This is a genomic window from Flavobacterium sp., from assembly GCF_031423415.1.
GTDB lineage: Bacteria > Bacteroidota > Bacteroidia > Flavobacteriales > Flavobacteriaceae > Flavobacterium.
Map to the genome: position 1 here is coordinate 1 of NZ_JANPFL010000037.1, position 16,773 is coordinate 16,773.

General features: G+C 33.5%; 17 protein-coding genes. 16 read left to right on the forward strand and 1 reads right to left on the reverse strand.

Translation table 11 applies throughout. From position 1 onward, the window contains the following. The first annotated feature begins 221 nt into the window (after positions 1–221). The 7 genes from RMO83_RS03780 (at position 222) to RMO83_RS03810 (ending at position 6,128) form a co-directional block, all read left to right on the forward strand. Positions 222–737, forward strand: coding sequence for an ankyrin repeat domain-containing protein (locus tag RMO83_RS03780; RefSeq protein WP_310558343.1), 516 nt, complete (start codon positions 222–224; stop codon positions 735–737). Between the two features lie 6 nt (positions 738–743). Further along, positions 744–1,505 (forward strand): T9SS type A sorting domain-containing protein, encoded by a 762-nt coding sequence (locus RMO83_RS03785; protein ID WP_310558344.1) that lies wholly within the window; start codon positions 744–746, stop codon positions 1,503–1,505. A gap of 80 nt (positions 1,506–1,585) precedes the next feature. Continuing rightward, positions 1,586–1,951, forward strand: a complete 366-nt coding sequence (locus RMO83_RS03790; RefSeq protein ID WP_310558345.1) for an OB-fold protein — start codon at positions 1,586–1,588, stop codon at positions 1,949–1,951. Between the two features lie 8 nt (positions 1,952–1,959). Beyond that, positions 1,960–2,823 carry a DUF5777 family beta-barrel protein gene (locus RMO83_RS03795; RefSeq protein ID WP_310558346.1) on the forward strand — a complete coding sequence of 288 codons (864 nt, stop codon included), beginning with the start codon at positions 1,960–1,962 and terminating at the stop codon, positions 2,821–2,823. A 2-nt stretch (positions 2,824–2,825) separates the two neighbouring features. Continuing rightward, positions 2,826–3,173, forward strand: coding sequence for a hypothetical protein (locus tag RMO83_RS03800; protein ID WP_310558347.1), 348 nt, complete (start codon positions 2,826–2,828; stop codon positions 3,171–3,173). Positions 3,174–3,185: 12 nt separating this feature from the next. Continuing rightward, positions 3,186–3,734: a YceI family protein gene (locus RMO83_RS03805; RefSeq protein ID WP_310558348.1), complete on the forward strand. Its 549-nt coding sequence runs from the start codon at positions 3,186–3,188 to the stop codon at positions 3,732–3,734. 333 nt (positions 3,735–4,067) lie between these two features. After that, positions 4,068–6,128, forward strand: a complete 2,061-nt coding sequence (locus RMO83_RS03810) for an ATP-binding protein (protein ID WP_310558349.1) — start codon at positions 4,068–4,070, stop codon at positions 6,126–6,128. Between the two features lie 90 nt (positions 6,129–6,218). Here RMO83_RS03810 and RMO83_RS03815 read toward each other — a convergent pair whose 3' ends face one another. Continuing rightward, a complete protein-coding gene (locus RMO83_RS03815) occupies positions 6,219–6,398 on the reverse strand; it encodes a hypothetical protein (RefSeq protein WP_310558350.1) in 180 nt (59 codons plus the stop codon). A 495-nt stretch (positions 6,399–6,893) separates the two neighbouring features. Here RMO83_RS03815 and RMO83_RS03820 point away from each other — a divergent pair, with 495 nt between their 5' ends. The 9 genes from RMO83_RS03820 to RMO83_RS03860 form a co-directional block, all read left to right on the forward strand. Beyond that, the gene (locus RMO83_RS03820; protein WP_310558351.1) at positions 6,894–8,429 is read left to right on the forward strand and encodes a Na+/H+ antiporter NhaC family protein; all 1,536 of its coding nucleotides are present in this window, start codon (positions 6,894–6,896) and stop codon (positions 8,427–8,429) included. An 8-nt stretch (positions 8,430–8,437) separates the two neighbouring features. Then, on the forward strand, positions 8,438–9,112 hold the full coding sequence (locus RMO83_RS03825) for a GNAT family N-acetyltransferase (protein ID WP_310558352.1): 675 nt from the start codon (positions 8,438–8,440) through the stop codon (positions 9,110–9,112). Between the two features lie 44 nt (positions 9,113–9,156). After that, on the forward strand, positions 9,157–10,524 hold the full coding sequence (locus tag RMO83_RS03830) for an aspartate aminotransferase family protein (RefSeq protein ID WP_310558353.1): 1,368 nt from the start codon (positions 9,157–9,159) through the stop codon (positions 10,522–10,524). A 15-nt stretch (positions 10,525–10,539) separates the two neighbouring features. Continuing rightward, positions 10,540–11,910 carry an agmatine deiminase family protein gene (locus RMO83_RS03835; RefSeq protein ID WP_310558354.1) on the forward strand — a complete coding sequence of 457 codons (1,371 nt, stop codon included), beginning with the start codon at positions 10,540–10,542 and terminating at the stop codon, positions 11,908–11,910. A gap of 5 nt (positions 11,911–11,915) precedes the next feature. Continuing rightward, on the forward strand, positions 11,916–12,782 hold the full coding sequence (locus tag RMO83_RS03840; protein ID WP_310558355.1) for a carbon-nitrogen hydrolase: 867 nt from the start codon (positions 11,916–11,918) through the stop codon (positions 12,780–12,782). A gap of 16 nt (positions 12,783–12,798) precedes the next feature. Continuing rightward, the gene (locus RMO83_RS03845; protein ID WP_310558356.1) at positions 12,799–14,388 is read left to right on the forward strand and encodes an amidohydrolase; all 1,590 of its coding nucleotides are present in this window, start codon (positions 12,799–12,801) and stop codon (positions 14,386–14,388) included. Positions 14,389–14,446: 58 nt separating this feature from the next. Then, positions 14,447–14,932, forward strand: a complete 486-nt coding sequence (locus RMO83_RS03850; RefSeq protein WP_310558357.1) for an Lrp/AsnC family transcriptional regulator — start codon at positions 14,447–14,449, stop codon at positions 14,930–14,932. Then, positions 14,925–16,226 carry an aminotransferase class III-fold pyridoxal phosphate-dependent enzyme gene (locus RMO83_RS03855; RefSeq protein WP_310558358.1) on the forward strand — a complete coding sequence of 434 codons (1,302 nt, stop codon included), beginning with the start codon at positions 14,925–14,927 and terminating at the stop codon, positions 16,224–16,226. The genes RMO83_RS03850 and RMO83_RS03855 overlap by 8 nt, the downstream gene beginning before the upstream one ends. Beyond that, the coding region (locus RMO83_RS03860; RefSeq protein WP_310558359.1) for an aldehyde dehydrogenase family protein at positions 16,223–16,773 on the forward strand (551 nt) is incomplete at its 3' end. The genes RMO83_RS03855 and RMO83_RS03860, both read left to right, overlap by 4 nt.

Sequence of the window (16,773 nt, forward strand, 5' to 3'; positions counted from 1 at the left end):
AAAGAAATCAACTGTCCGAAAACAGATTTTGTCGAAAAATAGCTATTTTTGTCCATCGTAATTTATGTTTTGCAATACAAAAATACGATTCTTTGAAAGAAGCCATTAATTTGGCTTCTTTTTTATCGGACAATAATGATAAAAAATCAATAATAAATTAACAATTGTTACTTAGCATATTCTTAATTTTTTTATAAATTGCACTATCAAAACGAATCAAATTGAAAATTAAATACTTAATACTTTTCTTCTTTACAACCATTGTAACTTTTGCTCAGAATAGCAATAGCTTCGATATCGCTCGTAAAGGAAAGATATCGGATATAAAATTGCTCTTTGACAAGGATAAAAGCATTGTAAATGCTATTGACGACAATGGATCGAGTATGCTTATTTTAGCATGTTATAGAGGAAATCACGAAGTTGCGCAGTTCTTGATTGACAACGGAGCTGATTTGAATTATGTGTCTAAAAATGGAACCGCTTTAATGGCTTGTGTGGTGAAAAATGAGTCTTTATTGGTTGACGAATTGTTGAAAAAAAATACAAATCTTGATTTGGCCGATAGTAATGGCGTAACAGCTTTAATGTATGCAGTTCAATTAGAGAATGTTCAAATGGTCAAAAAGTTAGTAAACTCTGGCGCAAATTCAACACTAAAATGCAAACAAAATAAAACAGCTTTCGAATATGCTGTTTTTTCCAATAATGAAGAAATTATAAACTTGCTAAAATAAATTACTATGAAAAAAATTACTATTTTATTATTTTGTTTTTTGTCGTTTTTGGGATTTTCTCAATCAAAGACTACAGGAGTTATTAATTTAAATGCTAACATGACTGCTAATTTTACGCTGAATAATGCTACTTCTAAAGTAACTTTAGTTTTAAAAGGTCCTTCTGACAGATGGTTTGGATTGGGTTTGGGTATTTCTAGTGGTTTTAATATGTCCGCCGGAGATGCGCTGGTATACAGTACTTCATTAACCGATAGAAATTTTGTAGGATTTCAAGCTCCAATAAATGATACTCAAGATTGGACTACAATGAGCAATAGTATAGCCTCAGGTATAAGGACCTTAACTTTAGAGCGAAATCTAACAACTTCCGATGGCGCTAATGACCTTCAAATGCCTTATGCGTCTACAAGTTCTATTCGTCTGTCTTGGACACGGTCAAATGCAGCTAGTAATAGCCTAAGTAGCAACCATCTTGTTGGATTTGCGACGGGTACTTTCACCGATGTTTTAAGTGTACAGGATTTCTCATTAAATGCAAGTTCGATATATCCAAATCCTTCATCGGGAGAATTTTATATCAAAACAAAAACCAATCTATCTAGAGTAAATGTATACAATCAAACTGGTGGTTTGGTTAAAACAATTATCGTTGCAGCGGATTCTAGAGAAGTGAAAGTTGAGGTAAACGGAATTCAATCCGGAGTTTATTTTTTAGAATTGCAAAACGATTCTGAAAAATCGTGGAAAAAAGTTATCTTTAATTAGAAATTTAAAATCTATTATTCATAGCATATATTTAATTTTAATCTCATTTTTTTACCGTGGGTAAGAAACTAAAAATAGTTTTGATAGTATTGATTGTTGTACTAATTGTAGGTTTTCTATCTTACAATTATGTAATGACTGGAGGAGCACGTGATTTAGAAAAAGAAAAATCGGAGTTTACTGTATCGGCAGTCGATGTTTTTGGCGAGTTTTCTGCCAACTCTGAAAAGGCAAATGCCAAATACATCAATAAGGCAGTTGAAATTTCGGGAAAAGTTACTAGTGTCACTGACAATGTAATTATGTTAGACGAAAAAGTTTCTTGTCAATTACTAGTCTCAGAAAAAGTAGCTCTAAATAGTAAAGTAAAAATAAAAGGGAGAGTTACGGGTTATGATGACCTTTTAGAAGAATTAAAATTAGATCAATGTTTAATCGTAAAATAGAATCAAAAATGAATATATCTAAAATTTCTTTCTCATTGTTTTTCCTCTTTTGTTTTGGTTTTACTAATGCTCAAGATGATTTATTTAAGGAATTAGATTCAGACAGTGTTAAAAAAAAGGAAATTGCAACTGCAGCTTTCAAAGGATTACAAGTTTGTACCATGCAATCAACCAAGTTGGCTTCTAAAGGGGAATGGTATTTTTTAGTAGCGCACCGATTTGGAGATTTAACAGAAGGATTTGATAACTTTTTTGGGTTTGATAATGCTAATAGTAAAATTGGAGGTCTTTATGGCGCAACTGAATGGTTAACTGTTGGTTTTTCACGCCATACCTTGAATAAAAATTATGAGTTAACGGCAAAATACAAGTTTGCTAATCAGGAAGTAAATGGTTTTCCTGTTACAATTGTAGGCTATAATACTATGGATATTAATTCGCAGTTAAGTGAGGATGAATTTCCGCTATTAAAAGCATCTAATCGATTTGCTTTTAGTACGCAATTGCCAATCTCTAGAAAATTTTCCAATTCTTTTTCGATGGAATTCAATCCAATTTATATTCACAAAAATTTGTACGAACCTATGTTTGAAGAAAAAGATAATTTTCTTTTGGCTTTAGGAGGAAGATACAAAGTGTCAAAAAGAATTAGTATTAATGTAGAGTATGCTGCTAGATTGAACGCAAGAGAAACCAGTTTATATCACAATCCAGCAACAATTGGTATGGATGTAGAAACTGGTGGACATATATTTCAATTGGTTTTTTCGAATAGCCAAGCGATGAACGATATTACTTATTTTACAAATGCGAATGGAATTACAGACGGAAAAGGAATTTATTTTGGGTTTAACTTATACCGAGTATTTTAAATATGAAAACATTAAAAATTAGTATTATTCTGGCGGTAACATCTTATGTATGGTTTTCGTGTGATTCAGCAACTTACGATGAGATTTCGGGGAAAGTAGCTAATCCAACTTACAAAGCGAACGTTAAAGCCATTATTGATAACAATTGTTTATCTTGTCATAGCACTGCTGGAGCGCAGTATCCTACTATGGAAACGTATCTAGAAGTTAGAGAAGCTGCAGAGACTGGAAGTATGATTTGTAGAATTGATGATCAATCTTGTGGTTCGGTCATGCCACAATCGGGAAGAATGCCTCAGGCAAATATTAACACCATCAAGAAATGGGCTGCAAACGGATATCCTAATTAATATTGAATTGTTATGATAAAGAAAATAACGTTACTTGTATGTTTGATTGTATCGTCAGCATTGTTTTCTCAAAAGATGATAACTCGTTCTGGTGAAATTAAATTTGAAGCCTCAATGCCTGCTTTTGAGGAAGTTGCAGCAAAGAATAATACCGTTTCTTGTCTTTTTGATGCTGCAACAGGTGATATTGCTGTTTTAGCTTTGATAAAAGGATTTAGATTCAAAGTTCCTCTAATGGAAGAGCATTTTAATGAAAATTACATCGAAAGTGATCAATATCCAAAAGCAACTTTTAAGGGGAAAGTTACTAATTTTGATGCTTCTAAAGTAGCATCAGTAAAATCGACTTATGATGTAGAAGGTGATTTAACTGTACATGGAGTCACCAAAAAAGTGAAAACTAAAATCACCTTTGTTCAATCTGGCACAAAACTAATTGCTACTTGCAAATTTATGGTTAAACCCATAGATTACAATATTAAAATACCTTCTGTAGTTAAAAGTAAAATTGCTGATACTGTCGAAATTGATTTGAAATTTGACCTAGAGAAAAAATCATAAATTAAGTATTTAGCGAACTTCAATATAGGTTTTTTTCGTCGAAGAGGTACACTCTAATCATTTTACATCATCAAAATAAGGCATCATTTGGCAAAAGATTACTATGTCTTTTATCTATCAACTAATTTCTGTTTATAGAGGCTAATACGATAAATTTTTCAGCATCCTAGATTTAAGAAGTTCTTTGTTAAAATTTAACACTATAATTTACTATATTGTAGCAACTAGAATATTAAATTAATTTATCTTTAGTGCGAATTTAATTTTTTAAGAATTTCCCCTGATTTTATGAAAAAGTTTCGTTATTTCAATACTTACTACAGATTATTAATATTGATTCTTGGTACCAGTATTTTATTTTTTTTGTTATATATTGCCTTATATATTTATACTACTAAACAAGAAAATAAATTACACGAAACTAGTCAGCAACAGTATTATAAGGAAGTATCTTCAATACTTCAGCTTCATTCAAAAAAAGATATATCCACCATTATTGATGTCACATTTTGGGATGGCTTAAATAATTTTACTAAATCAAAAAACAACAAGTGGTACGATACATTCATAGCTCAAGAATTTGAAACCTATGAAGTTGATTACCTTTGTGTTTATGCTGTTAAAGGCCAGTTTATTAAAAGAACAGCTAATGCTAAAATAAAGACCATTGATTTCATCCCAAAAGAAGTAATGCCTAATTTGTATCAATCGAAGTTGATGCAGTTTTATTTAAAAATTCCAGAAGGGGTTGTCGAAGTTTTTGGAGCTACTATACATCCCTCAAATGACCCTAAAAAAAATAAAACAAAACCTTCTGGTTATTTTTTTATGGCTCGCCTTTTGGATCAGAAATATTTTAAAAATCTTAGTGATATTAGTAATTCAGACATAAAATTAGTGACGCTAGACAGTACTATTGATTCAGGGTCAGATGCGCTCGACGCTATATTAAAATTAAAGGATCATAACCAAGCTGATGTGGCAAATTTAGTTTTTGAAAGATCTTTTAATTTGAATTTTAAGAACACAAAAGAAATTCTAGCTGTGTTGATATTAGCCTCTTTAGTAAACTTTTTTTTCTATTTATATTTTTCTAGAAAATGGATTTATAAACCGCTGAAAACGATCACTGATATTTTAGAAACAGGAAATGAAAAGTCAATCGCTGTTTTGAAAAACCAACCTGGAGAGTTTCGTTATATAGGTAATTTATTTGAAGAGAACAATTCTCAGAGGAAACAGTTAGAGCTTTCTAAGGAAAAAGCCGAGGAAAGTGACAAACTTAAATCTTCTTTTTTAGCTAATTTGTCACATGAAATTCGGACTCCAATGAATGCTATTGTTGGATTTAGTGATTTGTTAAATGAACCCAATTTAAATGAAAATTTAAAGGAAGAATATTTAAGAATAATAAAGAATTGTGGAATTAATTTAGTTTCAATAATCGAAGATTTAATAGCAATGTCTAAGATAGATTCTAAACAAATTATGCCAAATTATAAAGGAATTGATCTAGATGCTTGTGTGAAAGAACTGTACAATACAATCAAAGTTACAATTCCAAACGGAAAAGAACTGGAGTTATTTTTTATTGAAAATAAAGAAAGTATTAAAAAAAATATCCTAACCGATGAGATTAAACTAAAACAAGTAATCGTCAATTTAATTTCTAATGCTATTAAATATACAGAAAAGGGGCAAATTACTTTTGGTTACCAAATTAATGAAAAAGATAACACTATAGAATTTACCGTAAAGGATACAGGATTAGGTATTGACGAAGAAAATTTAAAAGTAATATTTGATCGATTCAGGAGAATAGAAGATGAATTTTCGATAGAATTAAGCGGTTTAGGTCTTGGTTTGGCTATATCAAAGGCTTATATAGAAATGCTTGGTGGAACAATTACAGTACATTCACAAATTAGAGTTGGATCTGAATTCAGATTTACAATTCCATTAGTTTATGATAATTCTACTCTAGTTCCCCATCAAATGGATACATTGAATCTTATAATTAAGCCTAATTTTGAAACAATTTTGGTCGCTGAAGATGATAATATTAATTTCTTGTTGCTTAAGAGAATCTTAGAATTAAAAAAATATAAAGTTTTGCGAGCTGTAAATGGTCAAGAAGCAGTAGATATGTGCAAAGAAAACTCAGCTATTAATTTAGTATTTATGGATATTAAAATGCCTATTTTAAATGGTTTTGAAGCTTTTAAAATAATAAATTCTTTTAACCCTAAAATGCCAGTGATAGCACAAACTGCCTATACTTCTGTTGAAGATTTTGAAAAAATTATGCAATTAGGTTTTACTGCCTATGTTTCAAAACCATTAGACAAAGAAAAAATATATGAACTTATTAACTTAATTTTTCAAAAAAGTTAAAATTATCAGTCAAATAAAAAACTTTGTTTATTGTACTAAATGTTCATCGGTAATTTTCAAAGCTTCAAGTAGTATTACCAATCCTTCGTCTTAGTCCTTTTCTTTGAAGCACAAAGGCGGAGCAATAAAAATATAACTCCAACGCACAAAGTTATATAATCCCAATTTTCTTACTTTGTATGCAATATGATTGGTCACTTTCAAATCATCTCCAAGAGCATTGTATGGAGCAATCAATTCTCTCGTAGATTTATTTTTTAAAATATCCAAACAACCCAGAAGTCCTGTGTTTCAGAAAGTTCACATACTTGGATGTTTACTACTCGTTTCCTCAATTTTAGATTCAAGATTCCCACTCATTTTTCTTGTGATCTCTATCAATTTGTCACTTTCGTAAATGTTGATTACGGCTAATGATGCAGCTAAAGATTATGGTTGCGCATTGTAAGTCAATCCAATCATCAGTGCTGTGTAGTCAAATTTAGCCGCTATTTTATCTGAAATCATCAAACAACCTAATGGAAAGTTTTGTACTTGGTTTAATGACATAAATATCTATTTTAAGATTTTTAAAATATACAAAAAACACTAAAAAATCAATAAATATTTTTGTATGTATTAAAATTATTGTTAGATTTACAAAAAATTGATACTCTTGTTAATTTATTTACAACATTCAATTTTGTAAAGTCATACAAAAATTAGAGTTTAAAATTAACCAAATTAAATCTATTATTATTATTTATTAACCAAAACCAAAACCAAATGAAATCAATGAAATCTGTCTCAACAATTATTGGAGTCGCCTTATTATTTTTGGCAGCTCTTTGTTATTTTATTAATTGGCACGTTTTAGTTCCTGCATTTACGGTATTAGGAATAGCAATTATTACCAGAAAAGCATTAGAACCTCTAATTATAGGTTGTGCAATAGGATTTGTTCTTTTGGCAGGACAAGGAGGTTCTAAAGAATATTTTCCAGAAGGCGAAGGAATGATTTTTCCTTTAAACATGTTTGACGGTTTATTTTCATCTATCTCTCGAGATGCTCATGATCAAGGATTAATTTGGGTAATATTAGTGTGTATTTTATATGGTGCATTTGTGCAAATGGTGGTTGCATCTGGAGGAATTAAAGCAGTAGGGAAATATTCTGAAAACCACGTAAAAACCAAAAAACAATCTTTATTAATGACGTATTGGTTGAGTTTTTTCTTTTTCTTGGACGATTATTTCAGCGCATTATCAGTAGGAAATACAATGAGACCTATTACCGATAAATTTGGTGTTTCTAGAGATAAATTAGCTTTAGTTTTGAGTTTTGTTTGCGTACCATTGACTATTATTTTTCCTATTTCTACTTGGACTATTTTTTATGGCTCCCAAATTACCGCAATCGAAGGCGGTGTTCTGGATAGTGCTGGGCATGCCATTACAAGCCCTATTGAAGCCTTTATGCATACTATTCCTTATAATTTTTCAGCTTGGATTTCTTTAATTCTTGGAGCTTTGGTTGTTTACGAATTTTTTCCAGAACTTAAAGGGATAAAAGATGCCGAAGCGGCTGTAGTTATAGAGGTTAAAAAAGAAAAAGTAGTTAAAAAGGATAAAAAAGAAGGTAAGGTGTTGTATTTTATTATGCCTTTGTTAATATTGATTTGGTGTACCATTTTTCCTTATCCTTGGGATTTTGACTATTGGGGAAGTGAGTTTACCTTTTCTATGGATTATATTTTTGGTAGCATTGATGCATTAAGAGGTATAGCAACAGCTTGTGTATTTGTGTATTTGTATTTCTTACTCTTTAAAATTGTTGATTTCCACAAAATCTCAGATAATTTTGTAAAAGGATTGGAAACAATAACCTTTGTATTGGCAGTTTTAGGCTTTACTTATTTATTAAAAGACGTTCAAAATGCATTAGGATTTAATGAGTTTGTTGCTTCACACCTAGAAGGAATTAGTTGGTTAAACAATGCTACACTGCCATTTATAGTTTTTGCATTAGTAGCTTGGATTTGTTGGGCGACTGGTTCAAACTGGGGAATATATGCAATTCTTGTTCCTACAACTGCTATTTTGTCAACTCAAGTTCATGCAGACTTCTGGTTAACACAAGGAGCATTGGCATCGGGAACAGTTTGGGGAGCAGCCGCTTGTTTTTTCTCTGACAATAGAGTACTTACAGCGCAATCTTGTAAAGTAGATATGATGAAACATGGAATTTCTCAATTTCCATATCAAATGATAATTTTTGTAGCTTCATCTATAGTTTATCTTATAGCTGGGTTTATCTTATAATTGAAAAAATGATTCATAAAGAAATCTTAGAGAACAGATTCATTGTGAGAACGGCCACTCCAGAAGATGCCATTCAGATGGAGTACGTTCAATCGAGATGTTATCCTACTTTGGATAAATCTGAAATAATGACCAGACAACATTTCGCCAATCATATTAAGGTTTTTCCAGAGGGACAAATTGTTATGGAAGAAGACGGCAAAATTGTTGCCTCTGCCAGTACTTTCCGATGCAACTTCCCTAAACACGATAGCACTTTTCTGGAAGAAACAGATAATTTATGGATTACCAATGTTCAAGTAGAAGATGGCGATTGGATGTACGGAATTGATATGGGTGTTTTGCTTGAGTACCGTGGTTTGGGTCTCTCAACAGAAATGTATAATGCTAGAAATGAAGTTTGTAAAAAATTGAAATTGAAAGGGCAAATAATAGCTGGAATGACCATTGGTTATGGTAGGTTTAAGGATAAAATGACCATTGAAGAGTATTGTTACGCTTTGGAAATTAACAAGTTTACAGATCCTACTATTACACCCCAAAGAAAAGCAGGTTTCCGATGGATTAGACCATTATACAATTATATTAACGATCCCGAATGTGGCTATGGAAGTATATTGATGTACCGTCCGGTCGATATAGATTTTAGCTTAAACAAATATTTGCAAGCAAACAATTTTTAAATAATACTAATTGACTTTTGTCACAAAAAATAGAATAAAAAAAAATGGGAACACACATTAAAAAAGTATCAGAAATTCCTGGTCCAAAAAGCGCATTAATTTTAGCAAGAAGAATGGCCGCTTTGCCAGCGGGTTTAGGAAAATCTACCGAAGTGGTTGTAGAGAAAGCAGAAGGAGCTTTGGTATGGGATGTTGATGGCAATCAATTAATTGATTTTGCTGGTGGAATCGGAATGGTGAATTTAGGTCATAGACCAGAAGCTGTTGTCAATGCCATCAAAAATCAAATGGATAAATACATTCATACAGGAGCATTGGTAACTACTTTCGAACCGTACATCGAATTTGCCGAAATGCTAAACGCTATAACTCCCGGCGATTTTCCGAAGAAAACTTTATTAGCGTGCTCCGGTTCCGAGGCAGTAGAAAATGCTATTTCTACAGCTAAATATTTTACAAAAAGACCTGCTATTATCTGTTTTGAAGGCGCGTATCACGGACGTACTATGCTTACTTTGAGTTTGACCAGTAAATACGGTTTATTCAAAAGAGGTTTTGGCACTTTTGCACCTGATATTTATCGTTTTCTGTCTCCAAATTTATATAGAAAACCAGACTCTATGACCGATGACCAATACATCGATTATTGCATCGAACGGTTTGACCAAAATCTAATTTCTCATGTTGATCCATCTGCAGTGGCAGCAATTATCATTGAGCCAGTTCAAGGCGAAGGTGGATTTATTCCGGTTCCAAAACGTTTTCTTGAAAAAATCAGACAAGTTTGCGACCAACACGGCATCGTTTTTATCGCGGATGAGGTTCAATCAGGAGCAGGAAGAACAGGAAAATTTCTTGCTATCGAACATTCTGGCGTAATTCCAGATATTGTAACAATGGCAAAATCTATAGGTTCAGGAATGCCAATAAGCGCCACCACAGGTAAAGCTGAAATTATGGATGCACCACATTTAGGCGGAGTGGGAGGAACCTATTCTGGAAGTCCATTAGCAGTTGTTGCAGCGCACGAAACTGTAAAACAAATTAATACTCCAGAATTTTTAGCAAAAGCAACTCATGTTGGAAACATCATTACGAGTCGTTTGACTGCTATGAAAGATAAATTTTCAATCATTGGTGACATCCGAGGATTGGGGGCGATGCTTGTAGTAGAATTTGTAAAAGACAGAAAAACCAAAGAACCCGATATGGATTTTGCGATGGCAGTAATCAAAAAATGTGTTTCTAATGGTTTGATTTTGATTCGTGCTGGTTTATACACCAACTGTATCCGCTTTTTGCCTCCAATTGTAATCACTGACGACCAATTGAACGAAGGTATGGACGTAATTGAACAAGCAGTTGCAGAAGTTTTATCTGAAAGAAAATCACTTCAAAGTATTAATTTATAATAAACCCAATGATAGATGAAATTAAATGTTTTGAATACTAGATTTTTAAAATATGGATTTGTTTCAGTTGTTACTGTTTTTCTTTTTTCATGCAAAAAAGAAAGTAAAGTTGATGAAACTAAAACAGATTTAGAATCAGTTGCAACTACTGATGTCAGATTTCCAGCTGAATTTGAACCTCAAGAATCTGTATGGATGGGTTGGCCCACTTATGAAAATAAAGCAGGATGGTCTGTAGAAGAGTTACACGTGCAAATATGGGCTGCTCTTGCACCAAATTTGTATTTGGACATAGCTGTGAATCCAGATAATCCAGAAAAGGAATATGTTTATGACGAACAAATAGAAAGAATTAAAGAGCTAATGGCAAAATACAAAGTGCCAGCCGACAAAGTTCGTTTTCATAAAATTGCTCACGATGATGTTTGGTGGAGAGATATGGGACCTATTTTTGTTGTAAATAAATCAAACCAACTTGAAGTTGCTGATTTCGCTTTTAATGGTTGGGGTTATGAAGCTTTAGATTCAGAATATTCACTTGCGGAAGAGAAAATTGATGAAAATGTAGCCAAAGAATCAAAGTTGAAAATTAATTCTTCTTCAATGATAAGCGAAGGCGGAAATAGAGAATTTAACGGAAAAGGAACTATGATGGCGGTTGAAGTGGTAGAAAAACAAAGAAACCCAAAAATGACAAAACCTCAAATGGAAGCTGAATACAAGCGATTATTAGGGGTTACTAATGTTATTTGGTTGCCTTATGGGAGATATGACGACGATTTAACCTTTAAATCTAAATTGCCAAATGAAAAAGGAATTAAAGAAATTTATACCGTAATTACAACAGGAGGACACATCGATGAACATACTCGTTTTGCATCTGCAACCAAAATATTATACACTGAAATTTCCGAAGGTGAATCCAAAAAAGATCCAATTGCTGCTGAAAATAAACGCAGAATGGATGCTAATTTGAAGGTTTTGAAAAGCGCAAAAGATCAAGATGGAAATTCGTTTGAATTAATCGCAATGCCATCGGCTCCAGGAATTATCGAAACATTAAGTCCAGGCGATGGAGTTTATGATTATTTAGCTACCAATGATAGTATTATTAAACAAAATCCAATTCCAAAGGACAAACCTATAAAAGTAATATTAGCTTCAAGTTATTTGAATTTTTTAATTTCAAATAAAGTGGTGATTGCTCAAAAATTTTGGAAACCGGGAGCACCAGAATCTTGGAAAGTTTTAGACAAAAAAGCAGCTGATATTTTACAAAAAGCATTTCCTGACCGAAAAATAATAACTTTCGATCCACGGGCTATCAATATTGGTGGTGGAGGAATTCATTGTAATACACAGCAAAAGCCGCTAATAGCGAAATAATTTTTATGAACAGTACATTTAAAATAGCATTAATACAATCGGCTTGTGTCGAAAATGTAGAACAGAATATTCAAAATGCAATCTTAAAAGTAAAAGAAGCCGCTCAAAATGGAGCTAAAATAGTATGCTTGCAAGAATTGTTTAATACTTTATATATTGGTCAGGATGTTGATGTAGCTTATTATGATTATGCCGAAATACTTCCCGGAAAAACCTCTGATCGTTTTGGCGCATTATCAAAAGAGCTTGGAATTGTAACCATAGTTCCAATGTATGAGTTTGTAAAACCTGGAATTTATTTCAATAGCGTTGTTGTTTATGATGCTGACGGAACTTATTTAGGGAAATATAGAAAAAACCATATTCCTGAAGGGCCTCAATATTTAGAAAAATATTATTTCACTCCGGGCAATACAGGTTATAATATTTTTGAAACTAAATTCGGGAAAATTGCAGTTGGAATTTGTTGGGACGAATGGTTTCCAGAAGTAGCTAGAATATTTGCTTTACAAGGCGCACAATTAATTTTCTATCCTTCGGCCATTGGTACAGAACCAGATCGACCTGATATAAGTACAGCCAAAGCTTGGGAAAAAGTAATCAGCTCGCACGGAATTTGTAATTCAGTTTATATTGCCGCAGTAAATAGAGTAGGAACCGAACAAGGAAAAAATTCGGAAATGACTTTTTACGGATCCAGTTTTATTAGTAATCCGTATGGTAAAATTATGTCAAAAGGGGGAACGGATGAAGAAATAGTGTACGCAGATATTGATTTTTCTATTTGTAAAGAAGCTTCAGATTTACTTCAATTTCATAGAGATAGAAGAGTAGATACCTACAAACCATTGTTGAAAATAGTTATCGAATAATTAAATAATCATCTAAATGACTTTTAAGTTATTACATAATGCCAATATTATTACTATGGATGATGCTTTTCCAAAAGCAGATGCTATGGTAATTAATAATTTGGGAAAAATCGAAGCCATTGGAACAGAAAACGAATTACGAGATAAATTCTTTTCTTTTTATAAAGAAGTAAACTATCAAGGTAAAACTATTGTTCCGGGTCTTAATGATGCTCACATTCACGTATGGAAAATCGGTCATCTTCGCACTTATATGCTCGATGTGAGAGGAATAAAATCTATAATAGAATTCAAAGAAAAATTAAAAGATTTCGCAGAGAAAAATCTAAATACTAATTGGATTATGGCTCGCGGAATCAACGAAATGGTGCTCGAAGAAAAACGATTGCCTACTAAAGAAGATTTGGATGAAGTGATTTCCGACAGACCAGTTTTTGTAATAAGAACTTGCGCTCACATAGGTATTGCCAATTCAAAAGCCATTGAAATTTCCAAAGTTGATCAAACTACCCAAGAACCTTTTGGTGGAGAAATTCGCAAAAATACAGATGGAAGTTTACAAGGTATTTTTACTGAAAGAGCGCTGGGATTGATTATGAATAACATTCCCGCTTTTACTTTCGACGAATACAAAAATATGATTCTCGAAGCGCATAATTACTTGTTAAGTCTTGGAATTACCAGCGCTACAGATCCTGCTGCAAATGAAGAACTTTTGGATGCTTATATTCGATTGGATAAGGAAGGATTGCTGAAAGTTAGAATGAATGTTTTTCCGCTCAGAATTCCTGACGGAAGTGACGAAATTCAAGTTTTACCAGAAATATATGAATCCGAATTTTTGCAAATAAAAACCGTGAAGTTTTTTTCTGATGGAGGCTTGAGTTCTGCAACAGCAGCCTTGAATGTTCCATACAAAAATACTGATGGTTACAAAGGTGTTTTGAGATTGGATTACGATAAATTCTATGAAACTGCTAAAGAAGCGGTTGATAAAGGATTTTCGTTGGCAACACATGCCATTGGACATCAGGCGGTCGACTTGACTTTGAAAGTGTATCGTGATTTATTCAAAATCGACAATACTTTAAAACACAGAATAGAACACGTTGGATTTTTATCTAATGAAAATATAAAAGATTTCCAGACGATGAATATGACTGCCGCAATGCAGCCGATTTTCATCTACGAATTGGCAAATAATTTCAAAAGTACATTGCCAGATGAATTATTGGATGTGGTTTATCCTTGTAAAACCGTTTTGGACAACGGAATAAATTTGGCTTTATCAACAGATGGTCCTGTGGTGAAAGAAATAAATCCTTGGGTCAATATGGAAACAGCGGTGACGCGAAAAGCAGCGGATGGTTTTGTCATTGGCAAAAGTCAAAAAATTACTTTCCACCAAGCATTAAAAGCTTACACACTAGGAAGTGCCATTGCCGATAATTTAGAACATATCAAAGGAAGTCTTTCCAAAGGGAAATTTGCCGATTTTATTGTTTTGGATAAGAATCCATTTGAATTAGGAAATGTTTCCGTCGTTGAATCCAGTGAAACCTGGATAAACGGAGAATTAAAATATAAATTAGGTATTGGGAAGTAGGTTCTAGGTAATAGTAATAATAGCCAAAACCCAAAACCCAAAACTAAAACCTTAAAAAATGAGCGCACTCGACGACGAATTAGATTACCAGATATTGAAGCTGCTTCAAAAAGACGGCAGAATGTCATTTACCGAAATTTCGAAAGAAATTAATGTGGCTGTGAGTACGATTCGACACCGTTTTATCAATTTGGTCGAAGATGGAACTTTGAAAATTATAGGAAGAATTGACCCCAATAAAATTGGATTTAATGCCTATGCCAGTGTTTTAATTTCGGTTAAACCAAAAACATTTATGACTCCAATTTTTGAAGCTTTAACAAAGCTGCCTGAAATTAGTTTTTTAGCATCAGTTTCGGGAGATTATGATATTGAAGCCAATGTGATGTGCCGAGATATGGGACACCTTAATGAATTATTGGGCGAAAAAATTCATACTTTGGAAGGTGTTTTTGATACCAAAACCAATATGTATATGAAGATTTACAAATTTGCCCAACCCGACTTAGAATTAGCAAAATTATCAAGCAAGCAAAATGAATAATACAGATAAACTTTACGAAAGAAGAAAAAAAAGCGTGCCAAATGCTTTAGGAATTTTTAATCCATCCAGTATTCAATCCGCCAAAGGAGCCATAATCACTGACGCCGATGGCAATGAATTAATTGATTTTGCAGGAGGAATTGGTGTAAATAATGCAGGACATGGTGTGCCCGAAATTATTGAAGCCATAAAAAATCAAGCCGATAAATTTATCCACGCTTCGTTCAACGTTTCTGTTTATGAGCAATATCTGGATTTAACGGAGAAATTGTGCGAAATACTTCCTCACGGGGAATCGACAAAAGCAATGTTAACATTATCAGGTGCTGAGTCTGTTGAAAATGCGATCAAAATTGCTCGTGCCGTAACTGGAAAATCAGGGATTATTTGCTATGATGGTTCGTTTCACGGGCGTACAATGATGGCAATGACTTTGACATCAAACGTGAAATACAAAGAAGGCGCTGGGCCTTATGCCCCCGAAGTATATCGTTTGGAATATCCGTATTACAAACCCAGTATGAACGCCAGAATGTCTCAGGATGAATTCGATGATTTGATGATTATGAAGTTGCAAAAAACTTTTTCGTCAACGGTTTCGGCTACACAAACGGCAGCAATCATAATGGAATTGGTTCAAGGTGAAGGTGGTTTTACGGTTGCGTCTAAAAAATACGTGCAGTATTTGCGTAAATTTTGTACCGAAAATAATATTTTCTTGATTTTTGATGAGGTGCAATCCGGTTTCGGTCGTACCGGAAAATGGGCAGCTTATGAGCATTATGGAGTAACTCCGGATTTGTCCACTTGGGCAAAATCTATGGGTGGCGGAATGCCGATTGGTTGCGTTATTGGTAAAGCAGAAATTATGGATGCCATAAAACCCGGACTTATTGGAGGTACTTACCTTGGTGGACCGCTGAGTTGTGTGGCTTCGTTGGCAAGCATTAATTATATGCAAAAAAACAATATCAATGCCGCCGGTGAAAAAGTGGGTACGATTGTTCGGGATAGATTCAACCAATTAAAGGCAAAATATCCAAAAAACATTACTGATGTTCGTGGTTTAGGAGCGATGATGGCAATTGAATTTTTCAATCCAACAACAGGAATTCCTGATGGAGTTTCAACAAAAGCAATTGTGGATAAATGTCTTTCAAAAGGATTGATTGTAATCACTTCAGGAAGTTATGGGAACTGTATTAGAATTTTAAGTCCATTGTTTATCGAAGACGAAATCTTGGAAAAAGGCTTGACAATTTTGGAAGAAACTATTAAAGAAATACTCAAATGAGAAAACAATATATAAACGGAGAATGGTGTGACGCAATTGATGGCGCAACTTGGGATTTGCAAAGCCCTTCAACCGAAGAAATTTTAGATAAAGTTCCTATCGGAAATGCCGACGATTGTAAAAAAGCGATTGCTGCTGCCGAAGCTTCTTTCAAAACTTGGAAAAATACAACACCTTATTTTAGAGCAGAAATCCTAAAAAAAGCCGCCGATTATATGCGTGCCAATGCTGAGGCTTTCGCCAAAGAAACTTCGTTGGAAACAGGAAAACCAATGCTTGAATCTCGTGGAGAATGGCAAGTTTCAGCCAATCTTTTTGAATGGTACGCCGAAGAAGGAAAACGCAGTTACGGCCGTGTGATTCCGTCCAGCAGAATCGACAAACGCTCTATGGTTATTTATCAACCATTAGGAGTTATTGGTGTGATAACTGCTTGGAATTTCCCTGCTTATAATCCTGCAAGAGCTGTTGCGGCTGCCTTGGCTGCTGGATGTAGTGTGGTGATGAGAGGTTCAGAATTTACGCCTTTGTCTAGTTTTAATATGGC